Below are 18805 nucleotides of genomic sequence, written 5' to 3'. Positions count from 1 at the left end.
TGTACGGTCTTGTTGCGCAATTGTTCTGCGCGAGCAAGTTGAATTCGGATCAAACCCGGTCAAACGCCATGTCCGCCGCCATTCCGACAGGCGCTTCGCCCTTGCGCTTCACGGCGCCGCTTTACACGGCCGATGTCGGCCGGCTGGAGCGGATGCGCCCCATACGCGTGGTCATCCGCAGCTTTGCCTTCGGCCTGACCGGTCCCCACGATCCCGAACACATCATCGTGCCGGCCGGGTTCTGCTCGGACGGCGCCAGCGTGCCGCGGCTGTTCTGGGGCGTGATCGGCAATTGGGGCCAGTATGCCCAGGCCGCCATCGTCCACGATCTGATCTACGCCACGGGTCTTTTGGACCGTGCCGCCGCCGATCGCATCTTCCGCGAGGCAATCCAGGTGCTCGGCCGAGACACGGAGACCGATCTGCCGACCGCAAGGGGCCAGGTGTCCTCGTTCATCGGCTACTGGGCGGTTCAGCTGGGCGGCGCCGGCGGTTATCGCAACGGTCAGGCCAACTACACGGCGATGGCCCGGCGCGCCCTGACGCGAGCCGAAAAGCGCGATCCGGGCCTGGCGCGGCTGATTGTCACCGACTGGAACGATCTGATCGCAGCGCAGTCGCTTCCCGCGAGCGCGATCGAACGTCTGAATTCGCGCCAATAGCCCTTTCGCCACCGCGCGTAATCCCCTATAGCCCCGGTTCAGCCACAAACGAACAGCCCAACTGCGCGCCGGCCGGCCTTTCCGACCGGCGTTTGCGTGCAAAAAGAGACCGAAGACCCCATGCCCAAACGCACCGATATCGACACCGTACTGATCATCGGCGCGGGGCCGATCATCATCGGCCAGGCGTGCGAGTTCGACTATTCGGGAACCCAGGCCTGCAAGGCGCTCAAGCAGGAGGGCTACCGGATCGTCCTGGTCAACTCGAACCCGGCAACGATCATGACCGACCCGGATCTGGCGGACGCGACCTATATCGAGCCGATCACGCCCGAGGTCGTCGCCAAGATCATCGAAAAGGAGCGCACCGAACGCCCCGACGAGACAATGGTGCTGCTGCCGACCATGGGCGGGCAGACCGCTCTCAACACCGCGCTTTCGCTGAAGGCCATGGGCGTTCTGGACAAGCACGATGTCGAGATGATCGGCGCCAAGCCCGAAGCCATCGACAAGGCCGAGGACCGCAAGCTGTTCCGCGAAGCGATGGACCGGATCGGCCTTGAAAGCCCGCGCTCGGTGCTGGTCAACGCCTCGGCGATCAAGGAAGAAGACCGCAAGGCGCACGAGGCGCGCCGGCAGAAGCTTCGTGATACGCTGTCCGGCAAGGAACTGGATGCGGCGCTCGACGCGCTGGAACTTGAATGGCGCGACGGTACCTCGGACCGCAAACAGCGATACATGACACACGCCATGGGCCTCGCCGCCCAGGCGCTGGACGAGGTCGGCCTGCCGGCGATCATACGCCCATCCTTCACGCTGGGCGGAACCGGCGGCGGCATCGCCTACAACCGGTCCGAGTTTTTCGAGATCGTCGAACGCGGTCTCGATGCATCGCCGACCACCGAGGTGCTGATCGATGAGAGCGTGCTTGGCTGGAAGGAATATGAGATGGAGGTCGTCCGCGACCGGGACGACAACTGCATCATCGTCTGTTCCATCGAAAATGTCGATCCGATGGGCGTGCACACGGGCGACTCGATCACGGTCGCGCCGGCGCTGACGCTGACCGACAAGGAATACCAGATCATGCGCAACGCCTCGATCGCGGTGTTGCGCGAGATCGGGGTCGAGACCGGCGGCTCGAACGTCCAGTTCGCCGTCAATCCGGACACTGGGCGCCTGGTCGTCATCGAGATGAACCCGCGCGTGTCGCGCTCCTCGGCGCTGGCGTCCAAAGCCACCGGCTTTCCGATCGCCAAGGTCGCCGCGAAACTGGCCGTCGGCTACACGCTGGACGAACTGGAAAACGACATCACCGGCGGCGCGACGCCGGCCTCGTTCGAACCGTCGATCGATTATGTGGTCACCAAGATCCCGCGCTTTGCCTTCGAGAAGTTTCCCGGCGCCGAACCGCTTCTGACGACCGCCATGAAATCGGTGGGAGAAGTGATGGCGATCGGGCGCACATTCGCCGAATCGCTGCAGAAAGCGCTACGCGGCCTTGAAACAGGGCTGACAGGGCTCGACGAGATCGAGATTCCGGGCATTGGCGAGGGCGACGACAAGAATGCGATCCGCGCCGCGCTGGGCACGCCGACGCCGGACAGGTTGCGCATGGTGGCGCAGGCGATGCGCCTTGGCTTCTCGCTCGAAGAGATTCACGCGGCCTGCAAGATCGACATGTGGTTCCTGCGTCAGCTCGAGGCGATCGTCGGCACCGAGGCGCGCGTGCGGGCCCATGGCCTTCCGGACGATGCGGCCAACATGCGCATGCTCAAGGCGATGGGCTTTTCCGACCAGCGCCTTGCAACCCTGACGGCAGCGGACGAGATGACCGTGCGCGCCCATCGCCAGGCGCTCGACGTGCATCCCGTCTACAAGCGCATCGACACCTGCGCGGCGGAGTTCGCCTCGCCGACCGCCTACATGTACTCGACCTATGAGACGCCGTTTGCCGGCGCACCGCGCTCCGAAGCCGGTGTGTCCGACCGCAAGAAGGTGGTGATCCTGGGCGGCGGTCCGAACCGGATCGGCCAGGGTATCGAGTTCGACTATTGCTGCTGTCACGCCGCCTTCGCGCTGGCCGAGGCCGGCTATGAAGCGATCATGGTCAACTGCAACCCTGAGACGGTGTCGACCGACTACGACACGTCGGACCGGCTCTATTTCGAGCCGCTGACGGTCGAGGACGTGCTCGAAATCCTGTCGGTCGAAAAAAGCGCCGGCACGCTGCACGGCGTGATCGTGCAGTTCGGCGGCCAGACGCCGCTGAAGCTCGCCAACGCGCTCGAAGCCGAGGGCATTCCGATCCTCGGCACCTCGCCGGACGCGATCGATCTGGCCGAGGACCGCGACCGGTTCCAGAAACTCCTGATCAAGCACGATCTGACCCAGCCCGAGAACGGCATCGCCTATTCGGTCGAACAAGCGCGGCTGGTGGCGACAAAGCTCGGATTCCCGCTGGTGGTGCGGCCATCCTATGTGCTCGGCGGGCGGGCGATGCAGATCGTCCGCGACGATCAGGCGCTCGATTCCTACCTGCTCGGCACGGTGCCCGAATTGATCCCCGAGGACATCAAGGCGCGCTATCCGAACGACAAGACGGGGCAGATCAACACGCTTCTGGGCACCAATCCGCTGCTGTTCGACACCTATCTGGCCGGCGCGATCGAAGTCGATGTGGATTGCCTGTGCGACGGCGACAATGTCCATGTGGCAGGCGTGATGGAGCATATCGAGGAGGCCGGCATCCATTCGGGCGACAGCGCCTGTTCGCTGCCGGTCCACTCGCTGTCTGCAGAAACCGTCGCCGAACTGGAGCGGCAATCTGAGGTGCTGGCACGCGCGCTCAATGTCGGCGGGCTGATGAATGTGCAGTTCGCGATCCTCGACGGCACGGTCTATGTTCTCGAAGTCAATCCGCGCGCCTCGCGCACCGTGCCGTTCGTTGCAAAAGCGGTCGGCCGGCCGATCGCCAAGATCGCCGCGCGGATCATGGCGGGCGAAACCCTGGCCGATGCCTCCGGCCACTACGGCACGCTGGTCGACAGCGGCGCGATCTCGCACATCGCGGTCAAGGAAGCGGTGTTCCCTTTCTCCAAATTCCCCGGCGTCGACACGCTGCTCGGCCCGGAAATGCGCTCGACCGGCGAAGTGATGGGGCTCGACGACGATTTCGCCGTGGCGTTCGCCAAGGCGCAACTGGGCGTGGGAACAGAGCTTCCGAAGACAGGCGCGGTCTTCATCTCGGTGCGCGATGGCGACAAGGCGCGCATTCTGGACACTGCGAAACTGTTCGAAAAACTCGGCTTCTCGGTGCTTGCGACGGGCGGCACGCAACGTTTTCTCGCCGACAGCGGCGTCAAAGCAACCAAGATCAACAAGGTGCTCGAAGGCCGGCCGCATATCGAGGACGCCATCCGCAACCGGCAGGTCCAGCTTGTGATCAACACGACCGAGGGCAAGAAGGCGCTGTCGGATTCAAAGTCGCTGCGCCGGGCGGCGCTCGAAAACAAGCTGCCCTATTTCACCACGATCGCCGGCGCGGTCGCCGCGGGCGAAGCCATCGCGGCGCTCGCACGTGGCGAGTTGGGCGTTAAACCGCTGCAGGCCTATCACGGCTGAGCCGGCTCGTCCTTCCGTGGTTCGATCGTCACGATGACCGGCGCATGATCCGACGTCAGGCGGCGCGGCTGGTCCAGATCGAAATGCGCATCGAAGACCTCATGGCGCACGACCGCACCGCGGTGGCGCGGATTGGCGGGGTTCAACCCGTTTGAGACGATGGCGTAGTCGAGAATGCTGGCGCGCTTGTTGGCATGGTAGGTGACGGGCCGCTCAAGCTCGGCGTGCGGCGGCAAGGCATAGGCGTCATAAAGCCGATGCGTGTACCGGCGAAACCGGTGCGCATCGGGCACGTCAGTCCACAACGTGCTGCCGACCGCAAAGATCGGATCGGCCTGCGTCAGGATCGACAGCGTGTGCGATCGCGGTCCTTCGTTCAGATCGCCGAGAATCACCACCGGCGCTTCGGTGTCTGCCTTCAGATCCTCGCGCACCTGCAGATAAAGGGCACCCGCTTCGGCCGCCCGTTTCGACACCTGATCGATGCCGGCAAACATGCGTTCGACGAAGAAGGTGTCGATGCGGGTGTCCCAGTCCTCGATCACATCGACGATCTCATCGTTGAACAGGGCGCCTTGCGACTTGAAGTGCGCGGAATAGACGACGGTCGGGCCAAGGTCCGGGCAATCGATCACGCAACGCAGCGGCCGCCGCGAATAGGTCGCCGCCCGGTCAAGGAGCGTCTGGTCGATGATCCGGTCGAACGTCTTGATCTCCTGGGCCGACGCAATCCGATGGCGCGAGGCGATCGCGACCGTCGAATTGACGAACACATCCGCATCGTTCTTCAGGAAGCGCGGCTCGGTGACACTGGCGAAATGCGGGTAGCCGGCCTGCACCACAAGCGACCGCAAATCCTCGACGGAAACGACCTCCTGGAAAGCGACAATGTCGGCGTCGATGACGGCGAGTGTCTCGGCGATCCAGCGCCGCTTGCTGTCCCATTGGTCCTCTTCATAGGTCAGGCCGCCCTCGCGCTCATGCCAGAAGATGCCGGGAACGGCGTAATTGAAAAGATTGAAGCTTGCCATTCGAAGGGTGGTCATGGCGCCGAACCGGAATTGCGTCACAGGGTGCGGGCCAGCATGCAACGGCAACGGCATCCAACGCCACTTACAATCGGGCATCTTTTGCCCTATTGAGAACGCCGAGAATTTCGGCGGTTCGCCAGCTTTGTGCTTGGCGGGCCGCTTTTATTTGATAACGTTCCGCTTTTGGCGGTGCGCTGCAAGCATGGGGAACGCGCGATGAACAAAGTGCCGATGACACGTGAGGGCTATGCGCAGTTGCAGGAGGAATTCCGCTGGCGCACCCAAGAGGAACGTCCGCGCATCATCGAGGCGATTGCCGAAGCCCGTGCCCACGGCGACTTGTCGGAGAACGCCGAGTATCACGCCGCCAAGGAGGCCCAGGGCCATAATGAAGGCCGGGTCTCCGAACTCGAGGGCCTGATCTCGCGTGCCGAGGTGATCGATGTCAGCGCAATGACCGGCGACACGGTGCGTTTCGGCGCCACGGTCACGCTGATCGACGAAGACACCGAGGAAGAGAAGATCTACCAGATCGTCGGCGACCAGGAGGCGGACGTCAAAGCGGGCAAGATCTCGATCTCCTCGCCGATCGCCCGCGCGCTGATCGGCAAGACGGTGGGCGATTCCGTTGAGGTGCAGGCGCCCGGCGGCGCGCGCGGCTACGAGATCGACGCGGTCAAGTTCGTCTGACCAGGTTCGTTCGCGAGGCCGGCCAGCCATGACAGAGACCGTCTCCGGCTACGTCTTCGGCCCGGCCGATCTGAAGATCGGACAAAGAGAGCCCGGCATCAGCGCCTTCATGCGCATCCGCAATGGCGAGGACTTCACGGAAGCTGCGATCGAAAGCCATATCGGCCATTTCGACGAGATCGTCGCGGTCTACAATCAGTGCAGCGATGCAACGCCGCAGATATTGGCCCGGCTCGCGCAGCGCCACGGGCCGAAACTGCGTGTCTTCCATTATGCCGACCGCGTCTTTCCGCCCGGGACCGATGGACATGTGCAGACGCCACCGGATTCGCCGGCCAGTGTGGTGAACTATTCCAATTTCGCGCTGGCGCGCACCACGCGGCAGATCGTCACCAAGCTCGACGACGACCATGTCGCGATGCGCGACCAGATGGGCGCGCTTGCGAAAGAAGCCCGTTCCGCGCCGTCGCTCAGCCGCGAAACCTTCTGCTACTCGGGGCTCAATCTGGCGCGCAATGCCGACGGCGGGCTCGCCCTGCCCGCCGAGGAGACCATGTGCGGCAATGGCGATCACTGGTTCGTCCGGCTGACGCCGGAAAATTTCTTCGTCAAGGACGAGCGGTTCGAGACCTTCCGCCACGGTTCCCAGCGACGCCGGTTCCGCGGTTTCACCTACTGGCACCTGAAATACCTCAAGCGCGGCGGCGGGTTTGCCAATTACGAACTCGGCGACAATCCGCAGAGCCGGTTCGCGCGCAAGCAGAAGAAGCGCCAGGCATCGGACGCGGTCGATCTTGCCACTGCGGCAGCAAACACGCGTCCCGCCTTTGTCGACAGCCTGCTGGCGCCGTTCGACGACAAGCGCCGTCTGCTGCGCGACCGCGCGCGCCGGATGCGCAAAGAGTTTGCCGGCCAGACGATCGAGGATGTGCTCACCGCCCGGACGCCAGGCTGGAGGCAGTGGTTCGGTGACGGCTGAGGCCTGTTTCGACGCTCATGCGGTGGGCGGGCGACGGAACCAGCGGCGGCCGATGCGGCGGTTTTCGCCCGCGCGGGCCGGATCCATGACGCTGCGTCCCGACCCGATATGGATGGCGACGCCGGGCAACTGAAAGACGACGCCAAAGCCACGGTCCTTCATTGCGCGCGAAATCGTCCGCTCGTTGCGATGATCCGCATAGGGCCCGGCCTCGATCCAGAACTCACGGCGCACAATGCCCGGATTGAACGAAAAGCCGTACCAGTCGCGGTGGGCGCGCTCCATGCGGGCATAGGTGTGTGGGCCGTGCGTGAAGCGTTTGGCGAACATGCGGTGACGCAGCTTGAGCGTGTCGAAGCGGCGAAAGCAGACGCTGGAGATCTTCGGATCGGAAGCGGCCAACGCGACCGCATCGGCGGCATCGACCGGCCCGTCGAAGCGGAAATCGTCTTCCATGTGGAAGATGAAGGGCGTTGCCACATCGCCATAGGCGCTGTCGATCGACCGGTGCTGACCGAGCCGGGGTTCATTGAGCCGGACCTCAACCTGCGGATAGCGCTCGCGGACGCGGTCGGCGAACGCGGCGTCAGCCGAATCCTCGGCGATGATGAAGCGCGCGGGCCGATGGTAGGCAAGGAAACTGTCGAGCGTCACGCTCAGAAGGTCGAACCGCCCGCAACTCGTCAAAACGCAGGTCACCGAATCGGGAATTTGTGAGATCGGCATTTTTGTCGTTCGTTCGATGTGCCAACTGCGCTAAGAATGGTCGCCGAACCGTCGCGCGGGTCGGCGGCCGATCAGCGGGTCTTGAACAGCGGGACCGTCCGATCCTAGCTATGGACGAGACACTAGGTCGGTGCGCTGCATTGTTCAACCGACCGCGTTGGGGCCGCCACAGGGGACACGACGCCGGGGCCTGATGCCGAACCGACAGGAAAGATCGAGACTGCCATGACCGAGACCATCCATTCACCCGTCCTGATCATCGGTTCGGGACCGGCCGGCTACACGGCGGCCATCTATGCGGCGCGCGCCATGCTCAAGCCGGTCATGGTTGCAGGCCTGCAGCAGGGCGGCCAGCTGATGATCACCAGCGAGGTGGAAAACTATCCGGGCTATGCCGAGGCCGTCGAAGGCCCGTGGATGATGGAGCAGATGCGCCTTCAGGCCGAGCATGTGGGCGCTGACATCCGCCATGACGTGATCACCGAGGTCGATCTCGACGCGCGCCCGTTCCGCGCCGTCGGCGACAGCGGCACCGTCTATACCGGCGATGCGCTGATCATCGCGACCGGCGCCCAGGCCAAATGGCTCGGCATCGAGAGCGAGCAGACCTATATGGGCTATGGCGTTTCGGCCTGCGCGACCTGCGACGGCTTCTTTTTCCGCGGCAAGGATGTGGTGGTGGTCGGCGGCGGCAACACCGCGGTCGAGGAAGCGCTGTATCTGTCGAACCTCGCCAAGTCCGTGACGCTGGTGCACCGGCGCGACGAATTGCGCGCCGAAAAGATCATGCAGGACCGGCTGTTCAGGAAAGACAATATCGAAGTCGTCTGGGACAGCACACTCGAGGAGATCGTCGGCGCAAAGTTCAACCCGGCGCTGCCGGCGGCGGTCACCGGCGTAAGGCTCAAGAACGTGCACACCGGCGCGATTACCGAACATCGCGCCGAGGGCGTCTTCATCGCGATCGGCCACGCGCCGGCGGTGGAACTGTTCGAGGGCAAGCTCAAGCAGAAGCCGAACGGCTATCTTTGGACGGCGCCCGATTCGACGGCCACATCGATGCCGGGCGTTTATGCGGCGGGCGACGTCACCGACGACATCTATCGCCAGGCCGTGACAGCCGCAGGGCTCGGCTGCATGGCGGCTCTGGAGGCCGAAAAATACCTCGCCGCGCAGGAAGCGCAGATGGAAGCGGCCGAATAGGCCCTTGTGGTAGGATAGCCGGGCCGGTGCGCCGGCAAGTTCGCAAGAAGGTCCGGCAATGCCGCTCGACTGGGACAAATTGCGGGTCTTTCACGCCGCGGCGCAGGCCGGCTCTTTCACGCAGGCCGGCGAAAAGCTGCACATTTCGCAATCGGCTGTCAGCCGGCAGGTCTCCGCCCTTGAAAGCGATATCGGCGCACCGCTCTTCAACCGGCATGCGCGCGGCCTGGTGCTGACCGAGCAGGGCGAACTTCTGTTCCGCACCGCGCACGACGTCTATCTGCAGCTCGAAAACGTCAAAGCGCGGCTCGTCGACACGACCGACAAGCCGTCGGGCACCTTGCGCATAACAACCACCGTCGGACTGGGCTCGGGCTGGCTGACCTACCGGGTGCAGGAATTCCTCGAGCTTTATCCCGACATCAAGGTTCAGCTGGTCCTGTCGAACGAGGAACTGGATCTCAATCTGCGCCAGGCCGACTGCGCCATCCGCCTTCGCCAGCCGCAACAGCCGGACCTGATCCAGCGCCGGCTGTTCATCGTCCATTTCCACATCTATGCCTCGCCCGGCTATCTCGCCCGGTTCGGCACGCCGGCCACCGTTGACGATCTCGACGATCACCGGATCATCACCTTTGGCGAGCCGGCGCCGGACTATCTGCAGGAGCTCAATTCGCTGCTGACGCTGGGCCGCGAGGATGGCGAGCCGCGCCCGGCGGTGCTGGAGATCAACTCGATCATGTCGATCAAGCGGGCGGTTCAGCGCGGGGTCGGCATCGCCATGCTGCCCGATTATGCGGTCGAGCGTGACACGGGACTGGTGCGTGTGGTCGAAGGCGTCGCCCTGCCCTCGTTCGACACCTATTTCGCCTATGCCGAATCGATGCGCTCATCGGCCAAGCTGCAGGCGTTTCGCGATTTCCTGTTCGCCAAGGCGCGCGGCTGGGAGTTTTAGGCGCTCCACGATCGTACCGGTGGCGGGTGCACTGCACATAGACCGAGAGCCCAAATGGGCCGGCTGCCCGTTTTTGGGGCGCATTCCTCGCGCTATTGGTGAAAAAGGCGGCTTGAGGCGCCTGTTTGCTACCGATTGCCGCATCAGCCATGCAGTTTTGCATATGTGCAATGCACAAAATGCAATTGAATGCATCGGGGGCGGGGGCCATATTCCTCTCATCAGGAACGCGGTCACCTCCTCCCGACCGTTACCTGAATGTGTTTTGCAGGAGCACCTCCTCCCGCTTCTGCAACTCTCATTGAGCCGGACCGCTACCTCCTCCCAGCGGTCCGGCTTTTTTTGTGCGCTCGCTCGGCTTCCAATCTGCCGGGCTGCTGACGGAGCCAGCGGCAGCGGCGCTACCGCGTCAGCCGCTTATACGTCACCCGCTTCGGATTGACGCTTTCCGGGCCGAGGCGCCTGATCTTGTCCTGCTCATAATCCTCGAAATTGCCCTCGAACCATTCGACATGGCTGTCGCCTTCGAACGACAATATGTGCGTGGCGAGGCGGTCGAGGAACATGCGGTCGTGGCTGATGACGACGGCGCAGCCGGCAAAGTTTTCCAGCGCCTCTTCGAGCGCAGCGAGCGTTTCGGTATCGAGGTCGTTGGTCGGCTCGTCGAGCAACAGCACATTGCCGCCCTCTTTCAGCATCTTGGCCAGATGGACACGGTTGCGCTGGCCGCCCGACAGCGTGCCGACCTTCTGCTGCTGGTCGCCGCCCTTGAAGTTGAAGGCGCCGCAATAGGCGCGCGAATTCATCTCGTGCGGACCAAGCTTGATGATGTCGTTGCCGCCGGAGATCTCCTCCCAGACGGTCTTGTCGGGATCGAGCGCATCGCGGCTCTGGTCGACATAGGACAGGTTTACCGTGTCGCCGACGGTGATCCGGCCGCCATCGGGCTTTTCCTGCCCGGTGATCATGCGGAAGAGCGTCGACTTGCCGGCACCGTTCGGCCCGATCACGCCGACAATGCCGCCCGGCGGCAGCTTGAAGTCCAGATCGTCGATCAGCAGGCGGTCGTCATAGCCCTTGGTCAGACCCTCGGCCTCGATCACCTCATTGCCCAGCCGCTCGCCGGCCGGGATGATGATCTGCGCGTCTCCGGGACGGCGGTCATTGGCCGATTTGACCAGTTCGTCATAGGCCTTGATGCGGGCCTTGGACTTGGCCTGCCGGGCCTTGGGCGAGGCGGAAATCCACTCGGCCTCGCGGGCCAGCGCCTTCTGGCGCGAGGCCTCCTCGCGGCCCTCCTGCGCCATGCGCTTGGCCTTGGCCTCCAGATAGGCGGTGTAGTTGCCCTCATAGGGAATGCCGCGGCCGCGATCGAGTTCGAGGATCCAGCCGGTCACATTGTCGAGGAAGTAGCGGTCGTGGGTGATCATCAGGACCGAGCCGGGATATTCGCGCAAATGCTTTTCAAGCCAGGCGATGGTCTCGGCATCCAGATGGTTGGTCGGCTCGTCCAGCAGCAGCAGATCGGGCTGGCGCAGCAGCAATTGGCACAGCGCAACACGGCGCTTTTCGCCGCCGGACAGGTGGGTCACCTCGCTGTCGCCGGGCGGGCAGCGCAGCGCGTCCATCGCCATTTCGACCTGGCTGTCGAGATCCCAAAGGTTCTGGCTGTCGATGACGTCCTGGAGTTTGGCGCCTTCCTCGGCGGTCTCGTCGGAATAGTTCATCATCAGTTCGTTGTAGCGGTCGAGGATCGCCTTCTTGTCGGCGACGCCCTCCATGACGTTCTCCATCACGGTCTTGGTTTCGTCGAGCTGCGGCTCCTGCGGCAGGTAACCGCGCGTTGCGCCCTCGGCCAGCCAGGCTTCGCCGGTGAACTCGGTGTCGAGCCCCGCCATGATGCGCAGAACCGTGGATTTACCGGCGCCGTTCGGACCCAGAATGCCGATCTTGGCGTCCGGGTAGAAGGACAGGTGGATGTTCTCGAGAACCTTCTTGGAGCCATAGGCCTTGTTGAGGCCGGACATGTGATAGATGAACTGGCGTGCCACGCGCGCGCTCCCGTCTGATGATGGGTGGAATTTGCGGTTCCTTAGGCGAAACGGCCATCAAGGGCAATCGGCGCGCGGGCCGGTCTTATTGCCCCTGGTTTCGGACAATGCGGAACGCCTGCCGCCCGGTATGGGCCGCTTCCGGCAGATAGACGGTCATCGCGTCGTAGCGCGGATGTTCCGCCAGTTCAGCGGCCGAAACCGGCTCGAGCGACCAGCGCTCGGCAACGAAGGTGCCCGGCGCGGCGGCCTGCGCCAGCGCCTGCACGAAGCCCAGGTCGAAAACGANTTCGGCACCGTCGAAGACGCTGTCCAGGATGATGGCATCGCGGANGAAATCGACCGCCGCCACGACGGAACCGGAAAAGGACGGCGCGATTGCCTGAATGCGCCGGAATGCCGTATCGATGATCACCGCATCGGTGAACATGGCGCCGGTCAGGAAGGTCGGCACCAGATCGACGCCCTCGCCCGAGAAGGGAAGCTCCACGTCGGAGGCGGCGATGCTGGAGAAGTCCGAGCCGCGCACCACCGCCTTTTCGAACACCGCATGTTCGAGCTTTGCGGCTCCGAACCGGCAGCCGACAAGGCGCACCAGGGTGAAGTCGGCAAATGAAAGCCGCGCATGGCGCATCGACACGCCGGGCAGCACTTCGCGTCTCACTTCGGCAAAACTGAAATCGGCGCCGACGAAGCTGAGCAGTTCGGTGTCGAGGATCGAATTGTCGACCAGCATCGAGAGGAGATCGCCGCGCTCGGGGCTGAGCGGGGAATCGATCAGTTCGGTGGTCTCATTGTCCGCATCGAAGTCGGCCAGCATGTCCGGCGCGATCAGCGCGTCCTGGCGGCGGCTGAGCGCCTTCATGGTGAGCGAATTGTCGTCGAGCGGATTGGCCTGGCGCGGCCGCAGGTAAAGATAGGGCCGGGCGACGAGCGTCGCGGCGACGATGCGGCTGCGCACGGACGTGGACAGATCGGCCAGGCCGAAATCGTCAATGTCGTTGCCGGCCTCCAGATAGGCCTGCCGCTCGCCGCCGATCAGCGCGCCGATCTCGATCACTTCGGGGCCGACCTGGGCGCTGCGCTCGGCCTCTGCGAGCTGGGTTTGCGTGTCGGACAGGCGCGCCTGCGCGCGCAACAATTCGGTCTGGTCGTCGATACGGGTGTTCTGCTCGGCCAGAAGCGTCGACTGCGCGCGCAAGAGCCGGTTCTGCTCGAACAACAAGGCCGAGCCGGCAAGCGCCGCGATCGAGGCGATCAGCCCGGTGATCGAACCGATCAGCCAGCGCCGCGTCGACACCCAGGCATAGCGCGCCAGCGCGATCTCGGCGAAGGTGCGCGCCGCGTCGGTGGCCGCATCGACCTTGCCTTCGGCAGCGCTCTTGGCGACATCGCTCAGCGGGCCGGCAAAGCGGCTCAGTTCGATCTCGCTGCGCCGGAACAGCCAGCGCCAGATGCGGTCGCGCAGCGCGAACACGACCGACAGGATCAGCGCCAGCGCGAACAGCACCGACAAAATCACCGTGATGACGAGCTGGCCGTAGTCGGCGACCATGGAAGGCGCGAACATGGCGATGGGAATGCCGCAGACAAAGCCGAGCACGAAGACGACGAGGCCGAAAGGGAAGCTCCGCCTTGGAAGATAGCGATACTCCGGTTCGCCGTCCGGCCGGCCTCCCGGCAATTCCTCGCTGATGTCCGGCTCGGTCACCGCTTCTCCCCCTTCCCGCCGGCGCAAATTGGCCGAACGGCCGGGAGCTTGCAACCGTCTTGCCGGCGCCAGCCCGGCTGCGGTGCGGCATCACATTCGCGTGTTCATTGCGCGAAGGGCTCGACGTTCCGACCCGAAGTCCGACATTGTCGGCAACCGAAGGGAGTCCGTCATGCACCGCAAGCTCTTTGCCGCCATCTTCCTGTCCGCGTTCGTGCTGACGGCGCCGGCCCTTGCCGTCGGTGGCGGCGACGACGACGCTTCGAACGACGCGGTGCGCCAATGCAACAACGGCGAAGTCTGGGATCGCGGCAAGAACGAGTGCGTGCCCGCGGACCAGCAAAGCCTCGACGATGACGCGCTCTTCGAAAACGGCCGTGCGCTGGCCTATCTGGGCCGGTTCGAGGAAGCGGTCACGGTTCTGGGCATGATCAAGGACCAGAACCGGCCTGACGTGCTCAACTATCTGGGCTATGCGACACGCAATGCCGGTGACCTACAGGCCGGCATAGCTCACTATCGCCGCGCCATCGCGCTCGACCCGAACCACACGCTGGCCCGCTCCTATATGGGTCAGGCGCTGCTGCTTGATGGCGACCGCGCCGGCGCCATCGCCCAACTCGATGCCATCGAGACGCGCTGCGGGCGCGACTGCCGCGGCTACGCCGAACTGGCCGAGGCGATCGTGGCGGCGACCGAAGACCGGGCCTGGCGCTACTGAGGCGCATGGTTCCTTTCACTTGACGCAGCCGGCCGCGCCCGTCCATGTGCGCGCCATGACAACCGACTTCGCCGATCAGTTCGAGCTGGCTTCGCCAACAGGGTCCAGTCTGCACGTCTACCATCAGCCGGCGACGGACGATGTCCGCGCGGTCGTGCAGATCAACCACGGCCTTGCCGAACATGCCGCGCGCTACGCGCGTTTCGCACACGCGCTGTCAGCGAAAGGCATCGCTGTCTACGCCCACGACCATCGCGGCCATGGCGCGACGACGGCGCCAAACGCGCCGCCCGGCAGTTTTTCCACTCAAGGCGACGGAGTCGCCAAGGTGCTCGGCGATGTGGGCGCCGTGCACGCGCGCATTCGCGATCGTCATGGATCGATCCCGATCTTCATCTTCGGCCATTCGATGGGCGGACTGATCACGATGAACTACGCGTTGCGCCATCCGGAGGGGCTGTCCGGCGCAGCCGTCTGGAACGCCAATTTTTCGGGCGGTCTCGCCGGCCGTGCAGCGCAACTGATCCTCAAATGGGAGCGTCTGCGGCTGGGCAACGATGTGCCCTCGCGATTGCTGCCGAAGCTCGCCTTCGCGCAATGGGCCAGGGCGGTGCCGAACCGGCGAACCGATTTCGACTGGCTGAGCGACATCGATGCCGAAGTGGACGCCTATATCGCCGATCCCTTGTGCGGCTGGAACGCATCGGTCGGCATGTGGCAGGACGTGTTCTCGATGATCTTTGCCGGTGGCGAGGTTGGCGATGCATCGCCGTCGGCGCGCGCGCTTCCGTTTCATCTCGTCGGCGGCGACAGGGATCCCGCAACCGATCGCGGCAAGGCCGTGACCGCGCAGGCCGAACGCCTGCGCAAGGCCGGCTTCGCCGATGTCACCACGACGGTCCATCCCGACACGCCCCACGAGACACTGAACAGCAGCATCGCGGATGAAGCGATTTCCCAGCTCGTGATGTGGCTCGATGAGCGCATCGCCTGATCCGGACACGACCGGGGGGATGGCGGCGCGGATTCCCGCACTCGTCATCCTCTTGCTGTGCGCGACGCTCACCGTCATGGCCGGCGCGACGATCGCGCCCTCCCTGCCGGGCATCGCCGCCCATTTCGAAACGCAACCGGGCGGAGCGGCGCTGGTGCCTCTGATCCTGACCGTACCGGGGCTGGCGATCGCCATCGCCGCGCCGCTCGCCGGCCTTCTCGCCGACCGGACACACAAGCGCCGGGTGTTGCTGACCGGCATCGTTGTCTACGTGATCGCCGGTTCGTCGGGTCTCTATCTCGACACGATCGGCCTGATCACATTCGGCCGCCTGTTCCTGGGCGTCGCCGTCGGCGCGATCATGACCTCGGCGATGGCCTTGATTGCCGACCTGTTCGACGATGCCGAACGCGGGCGCATTCTGGGCTATCAGGCCGCGGCGATGAGCTTTGGCGGCATGAGTTTCATCATGGCCGGCGGATTTCTGGCCGATCTGCACTGGCGGGGGCCGTTCGCCGTCTATCTTGCGCCGCTGCTCCTGATTCCGTTCATCCTCGCACGGGTGCCTTGTGGGCCGCCAGCGGACAAGATGCCCGAGACGCGGGCGCCAAAAGGGCGTTTCCCCTGGGCGTTCACGGCGATGATCTGCGTTGCCGCCTTCGCCAATTTCTTCACATATTTCACCATACCGCTGAAACTGCCATTCATGCTGCGCGACATGGGCCTCGACAGCGCCGCACTCGCCGGCAGCGCGATCGCGCTCCTGACCTTTTCAAGCGGCATCGTAGCGCTTGTCTTCGGACGTATCCGGGCGATGGCACCGCCACCGCTTCTGGCCTCGCTTGCATTTCTGTTGGCGTCGGCAGGTTTCGCCACGCTGTCGCTGCAGCCGCCCTTGCCGGTGGTGTTCGGGCTGATGGTGCTGGTCGGCTGCGCGTCGGGCATCGTGCTGCCGAACGCGACCACTTGGCTTTATTCCCGCGTGCCGCCGGCCATGCGCGGTCAGGCAGCAGGCCTGATGACGATGTCGGTATTCATGGCGCAGTTTCTGGCCGCGCCGTTCGTGCTGCTGATCGATCCGCTGGGCGGCATTGGCGGCGTCTATATGAGCGCGGCCTTCATCGCGCTGCTGACCGCGCTGTTCTACATCATCGTGGACCGGCGACTGCGGGCAGGGTGACGCACCCCGAAAGCTCTGGTAGGGCAGACCCACTTCCATCGGAAAGGGGTGCGCCATGGAACTGCTGCAAGGGCTTTTCACGATCGAGAACCTGACGACCCTCCTTGTGCTGACGGCGCTGGAGACGGTTCTGGGTTTCGACAATCTTCTCTACATCTCGCTGGAGGCGAAAAAGGCGGGAGAGGAGCATGAGGAGCGCATTCGCAGGCTGGGCATCATCCTTGCCATCGTGCTGCGCATCGTCCTGCTGTTCGTGGTCCTGCAACTGATCCAGGCGTTCCAGGAACCGTTCGCGACCATCTCCATCCCGCCCTTCATCGAGGGTGAGATTTCCGGCCATGCGCTGATCGTCCTGGCCGGTGGCGTGTTCCTCATCTACACGGCGATGCGCGAGATCTTCCATCTTCTGGCGATCGACGATATCGGGCACGCGGCCGAACGGGCGGCAAACGCCTCGCCGATGCGCGCGCTGTTCTGGATCACCGCGATGAACGTCGTCTTCTCCTTCGACACGGTTCTGTCCGCCGTCGCGCTGACCGACAATTTCGTCGTCATGACAACTGCCATCATCGTGTCAGGCGCGCTGATGGTGCTGATGGCCGAAACGGTCGCCGACTTCCTCAACCGCAACCGGATGTATGAGGTGGTCGGCCTGTTCGTCCTGCTGCTCGTCGGCATCCTGTTGACGACCGAGGGCGGCCATCTGGCGCATCTGTCCTTCTTCGGCTTCACCGTCGAGGCGATGAGCAAGACGACCTTCTACTTCGTTCTCGTCACCATGGTGCTTGTCGAAATCGTGCAGGGCCGCTACCAGCGCAAGCTGTTGGCGGAAAAGCGCCTTCAGTCGCGCAAGCTCCGTCAGAGGGTCTGAAATCAACGGCAGGACATGACAAAATCAATTGCCGCCGAACGGCCGCTCGCGGGCATCCGCGTGATCGAACTGGCCCGCGTGCTGGCCGGCCCGTGGGCAGGCCAGATGCTGGCCGATCTGGGTGCCGACGTCATCAAGATCGAACATCCCGATGGCGGCGACGAGACGCGCGGATGGGGACCGCCCTTCATCACCGGCGCGGACGGCAAGCCTCTGTCGGCGGCCTATTATCACGCCACCAACCGCGGCAAGCGCTCGGTCGCCGTCGACTTCAAGACCGATGACGGGCAAGCCGTCATTCGCCGCCTTGCGGCGACGGCCGATGTCGTGATCGAGAATTTCAAGGTTGGCGGTCTGGCCAAGTATGGGCTCGATCATGCCAGCCTTGCGGCGATCAACCCAAAACTTGTGACCTGCTCGATCACCGGTTTCGGACAGACCGGCCCCTACAAGGACCGACCCGGCTACGATTTCATCATCCAGGGAATGGCCGGCTTCATGTCGGTCACCGGAGAGCCGGCCGGCCAGCCGATGAAGGCGGGCGTTGCCATCGCCGACGTGTTCACCGGCATCTATGCGGTTGCGGCGATCGAGGCGGCGCTGATCCGGGCGCTGAAGACCGGCAGGGGCTGCCATATCGACATGGCGCTGATGGATGTGATGCTGGCCGCCATGGCCAACCAGAACATGAACTTCCTGGCCACCGGAAAAGCGCCGCGCCGGCTCGGCAATGCGCATCCCAACATCGCTCCCTACCAGGTGATCGAAACCGCCGACGGGCACATCATCATCGCGGTGGGCAATGACGGCCAGTTCGCCCGCATCTGCGCTCTGCTGGAGCTTGAGGCGTTGCCGGCCGATCCGCGCTTTGCGACCAATGCGGCCCGGGTGGAGAACCGCGCGGCGCTGACAGGGCTGCTTTCGGAGAAGACCCGCCGATGGCAGCGTGACGATCTGGTTGCCGCCTGCGAGACGGCAAACGTGCCGACCGGACCGATCAATTCGATTGCCGACGCATTCGCCGACCCGCAGATCGTTGCGCGGGCGATGCGCGTCGATTTGTCCGATGCCGCGGGCAACGCCATCCCGTCGGTGCGCATGCCTGTGATGCTTGATGGTATAGCGGCCTGCGCCGACCGCCCATCGCCGGGGCTGGGCGAGCATACCGAGGAGGTTCTGGCGGAGTTGGAGGCCGGCTGACGCCTTGCGCCCCTACGCCACCGCGCGTGCCAGCGCGCACTGGCTCCACAGGTCGCACAGGGCGCTCGACAGGTGCGCGATGTCGGCGTCGGTGTGGAACGGCGTCGGCGTGATCCGCAGCCGCTCGGTGCCCACCGGCACCGTCGGATAGTTGATCGGCTGCACATAGATGCCGTAATCGTCCAGAAGGATGTCCGAGATCCATTT

The 18805-nt window shown here is 64.2% G+C and carries 16 protein-coding genes; 11 read left to right on the top strand and 5 right to left on the bottom strand.

Annotated elements, in window-relative coordinates:
* Window positions 1-68: 68 nt before the first annotated feature.
* Together DEM25_RS10130 and carB are read left to right on the top strand one after the other, a co-directional pair.
* Window positions 69-662 (top strand): DUF1353 domain-containing protein, encoded by a 594-nt coding sequence (locus DEM25_RS10130; protein WP_120222714.1) that lies wholly within the window; start codon window positions 69-71, stop codon window positions 660-662.
* A gap of 120 nt (window positions 663-782) precedes the next feature.
* On the top strand, window positions 783-4286 hold the full coding sequence (carB, locus tag DEM25_RS10125; protein ID WP_109769161.1) for a carbamoyl-phosphate synthase large subunit: 3504 nt from the start codon (window positions 783-785) through the stop codon (window positions 4284-4286).
* On the opposite strand, the gene DEM25_RS10120 is transcribed toward carB, so the two are convergent.
* The gene (locus DEM25_RS10120; protein ID WP_158585240.1) at window positions 4277-5332 is read right to left on the bottom strand and encodes an endonuclease/exonuclease/phosphatase family protein; all 1056 of its coding nucleotides are present in this window, start codon (window positions 5330-5332) and stop codon (window positions 4277-4279) included. The two genes, carB and DEM25_RS10120, sit on opposite strands and share 10 nt — an antisense overlap.
* A gap of 201 nt (window positions 5333-5533) precedes the next feature.
* Between DEM25_RS10120 and greA the strand changes: the two genes are divergently transcribed.
* Window positions 5534-6007, top strand: coding sequence for a transcription elongation factor GreA (greA, locus tag DEM25_RS10115; protein ID WP_109769160.1), 474 nt, complete (start codon window positions 5534-5536; stop codon window positions 6005-6007).
* Between the two features lie 28 nt (window positions 6008-6035).
* On the top strand, window positions 6036-6986 hold the full coding sequence (locus DEM25_RS10110) for a glycosyltransferase family 2 protein (protein WP_109769150.1): 951 nt from the start codon (window positions 6036-6038) through the stop codon (window positions 6984-6986).
* 15 nt (window positions 6987-7001) lie between these two features.
* Here the strand turns inward: DEM25_RS10110 and DEM25_RS10105 are convergent, their stop codons facing one another.
* Window positions 7002-7712, bottom strand: a complete 711-nt coding sequence (locus tag DEM25_RS10105) for a hypothetical protein (protein WP_109769149.1) — start codon at window positions 7710-7712, stop codon at window positions 7002-7004.
* A gap of 225 nt (window positions 7713-7937) precedes the next feature.
* Between DEM25_RS10105 and trxB the strand changes: the two genes are divergently transcribed.
* Complete coding sequence (trxB, locus tag DEM25_RS10100) at window positions 7938-8915, top strand: thioredoxin-disulfide reductase (protein ID WP_109769148.1); 978 nt, start codon at window positions 7938-7940, stop codon at window positions 8913-8915.
* A 58-nt stretch (window positions 8916-8973) separates the two neighbouring features.
* Complete coding sequence (locus DEM25_RS10095) at window positions 8974-9870, top strand: LysR family transcriptional regulator (protein ID WP_109769147.1); 897 nt, start codon at window positions 8974-8976, stop codon at window positions 9868-9870.
* Between the two features lie 401 nt (window positions 9871-10271).
* Here DEM25_RS10095 and ettA read toward each other — a convergent pair whose 3' ends face one another.
* Both ettA and DEM25_RS18515 read right to left on the bottom strand, forming a co-directional pair.
* Window positions 10272-11921 (bottom strand): energy-dependent translational throttle protein EttA, encoded by a 1650-nt coding sequence (ettA, locus tag DEM25_RS10090; protein WP_109769146.1) that lies wholly within the window; start codon window positions 11919-11921, stop codon window positions 10272-10274.
* An 85-nt stretch (window positions 11922-12006) separates the two neighbouring features.
* Complete coding sequence (locus DEM25_RS18515) at window positions 12007-12657, bottom strand: pentapeptide repeat-containing protein (RefSeq protein ID WP_439650677.1); 651 nt, start codon at window positions 12655-12657, stop codon at window positions 12007-12009.
* A 1147-nt stretch (window positions 12658-13804) separates the two neighbouring features.
* On the opposite strand from DEM25_RS18515, the gene DEM25_RS10080 reads away from it, so the two are divergent.
* From DEM25_RS10080 to DEM25_RS10060, 5 genes are read left to right on the top strand one after another with little or no spacing between them, the layout of a single operon-like run.
* Complete coding sequence (locus DEM25_RS10080; RefSeq protein WP_158585239.1) at window positions 13805-14353, top strand: tetratricopeptide repeat protein; 549 nt, start codon at window positions 13805-13807, stop codon at window positions 14351-14353.
* A 55-nt stretch (window positions 14354-14408) separates the two neighbouring features.
* The gene (locus DEM25_RS10075; RefSeq protein ID WP_109769159.1) at window positions 14409-15347 is read left to right on the top strand and encodes an alpha/beta fold hydrolase; all 939 of its coding nucleotides are present in this window, start codon (window positions 14409-14411) and stop codon (window positions 15345-15347) included.
* Entirely contained in the window at window positions 15331-16527 is a 1197-nt protein-coding gene (locus DEM25_RS10070; RefSeq protein WP_109769141.1) for an MFS transporter, read from the top strand. Before DEM25_RS10075 ends, DEM25_RS10070 begins: the two co-directional genes overlap by 17 nt.
* Before the next feature lie 55 nt (window positions 16528-16582).
* Window positions 16583-17398 carry a TerC family protein gene (locus DEM25_RS10065; RefSeq protein WP_109769140.1) on the top strand — a complete coding sequence of 272 codons (816 nt, stop codon included), beginning with the start codon at window positions 16583-16585 and terminating at the stop codon, window positions 17396-17398.
* Between the two features lie 15 nt (window positions 17399-17413).
* Window positions 17414-18598, top strand: coding sequence for a CaiB/BaiF CoA transferase family protein (locus tag DEM25_RS10060; protein WP_109769138.1), 1185 nt, complete (start codon window positions 17414-17416; stop codon window positions 18596-18598).
* A gap of 12 nt (window positions 18599-18610) precedes the next feature.
* Here DEM25_RS10060 and DEM25_RS10055 read toward each other — a convergent pair.
* A partial coding sequence (locus DEM25_RS10055) for an aminotransferase class I/II-fold pyridoxal phosphate-dependent enzyme (protein WP_120222711.1) occupies window positions 18611-18805 on the bottom strand: 195 nt, incomplete at its 5' end.

The organism is Oceaniradius stylonematis, from assembly GCF_003149475.2.
Taxonomy (GTDB): domain Bacteria; phylum Pseudomonadota; class Alphaproteobacteria; order Rhizobiales; family Rhizobiaceae; genus Roseitalea; species Roseitalea stylonematis.
Note: the sequence above shows the minus strand (reverse complement) of the source record. Positions and strands in the feature narration are given on the sequence as shown.

Coding starts and splice junctions, on each gene's coding strand:
- DEM25_RS10130 (WP_120222714.1), top strand. CDS start 69: ATGTCCGCCGCCATTCCGACAGGCGCTTCGCCCTTGCGCTTCACGGCG.
- carB (WP_109769161.1), top strand. CDS start 783: ATGCCCAAACGCACCGATATCGACACCGTACTGATCATCGGCGCGGGG.
- DEM25_RS10120 (WP_158585240.1), bottom strand. CDS start 5,332: ATGACCACCCTTCGAATGGCAAGCTTCAATCTTTTCAATTACGCCGTT.
- greA (WP_109769160.1), top strand. CDS start 5,534: ATGAACAAAGTGCCGATGACACGTGAGGGCTATGCGCAGTTGCAGGAG.
- DEM25_RS10110 (WP_109769150.1), top strand. CDS start 6,036: ATGACAGAGACCGTCTCCGGCTACGTCTTCGGCCCGGCCGATCTGAAG.
- DEM25_RS10105 (WP_109769149.1), bottom strand. CDS start 7,712: ATGCCGATCTCACAAATTCCCGATTCGGTGACCTGCGTTTTGACGAGT.
- trxB (WP_109769148.1), top strand. CDS start 7,938: ATGACCGAGACCATCCATTCACCCGTCCTGATCATCGGTTCGGGACCG.
- DEM25_RS10095 (WP_109769147.1), top strand. CDS start 8,974: ATGCCGCTCGACTGGGACAAATTGCGGGTCTTTCACGCCGCGGCGCAG.
- DEM25_RS10080 (WP_158585239.1), top strand. CDS start 13,805: ATGCACCGCAAGCTCTTTGCCGCCATCTTCCTGTCCGCGTTCGTGCTG.
- DEM25_RS10075 (WP_109769159.1), top strand. CDS start 14,409: ATGACAACCGACTTCGCCGATCAGTTCGAGCTGGCTTCGCCAACAGGG.
- DEM25_RS10070 (WP_109769141.1), top strand. CDS start 15,331: ATGAGCGCATCGCCTGATCCGGACACGACCGGGGGGATGGCGGCGCGG.
- DEM25_RS10065 (WP_109769140.1), top strand. CDS start 16,583: ATGGAACTGCTGCAAGGGCTTTTCACGATCGAGAACCTGACGACCCTC.
- DEM25_RS10060 (WP_109769138.1), top strand. CDS start 17,414: ATGACAAAATCAATTGCCGCCGAACGGCCGCTCGCGGGCATCCGCGTG.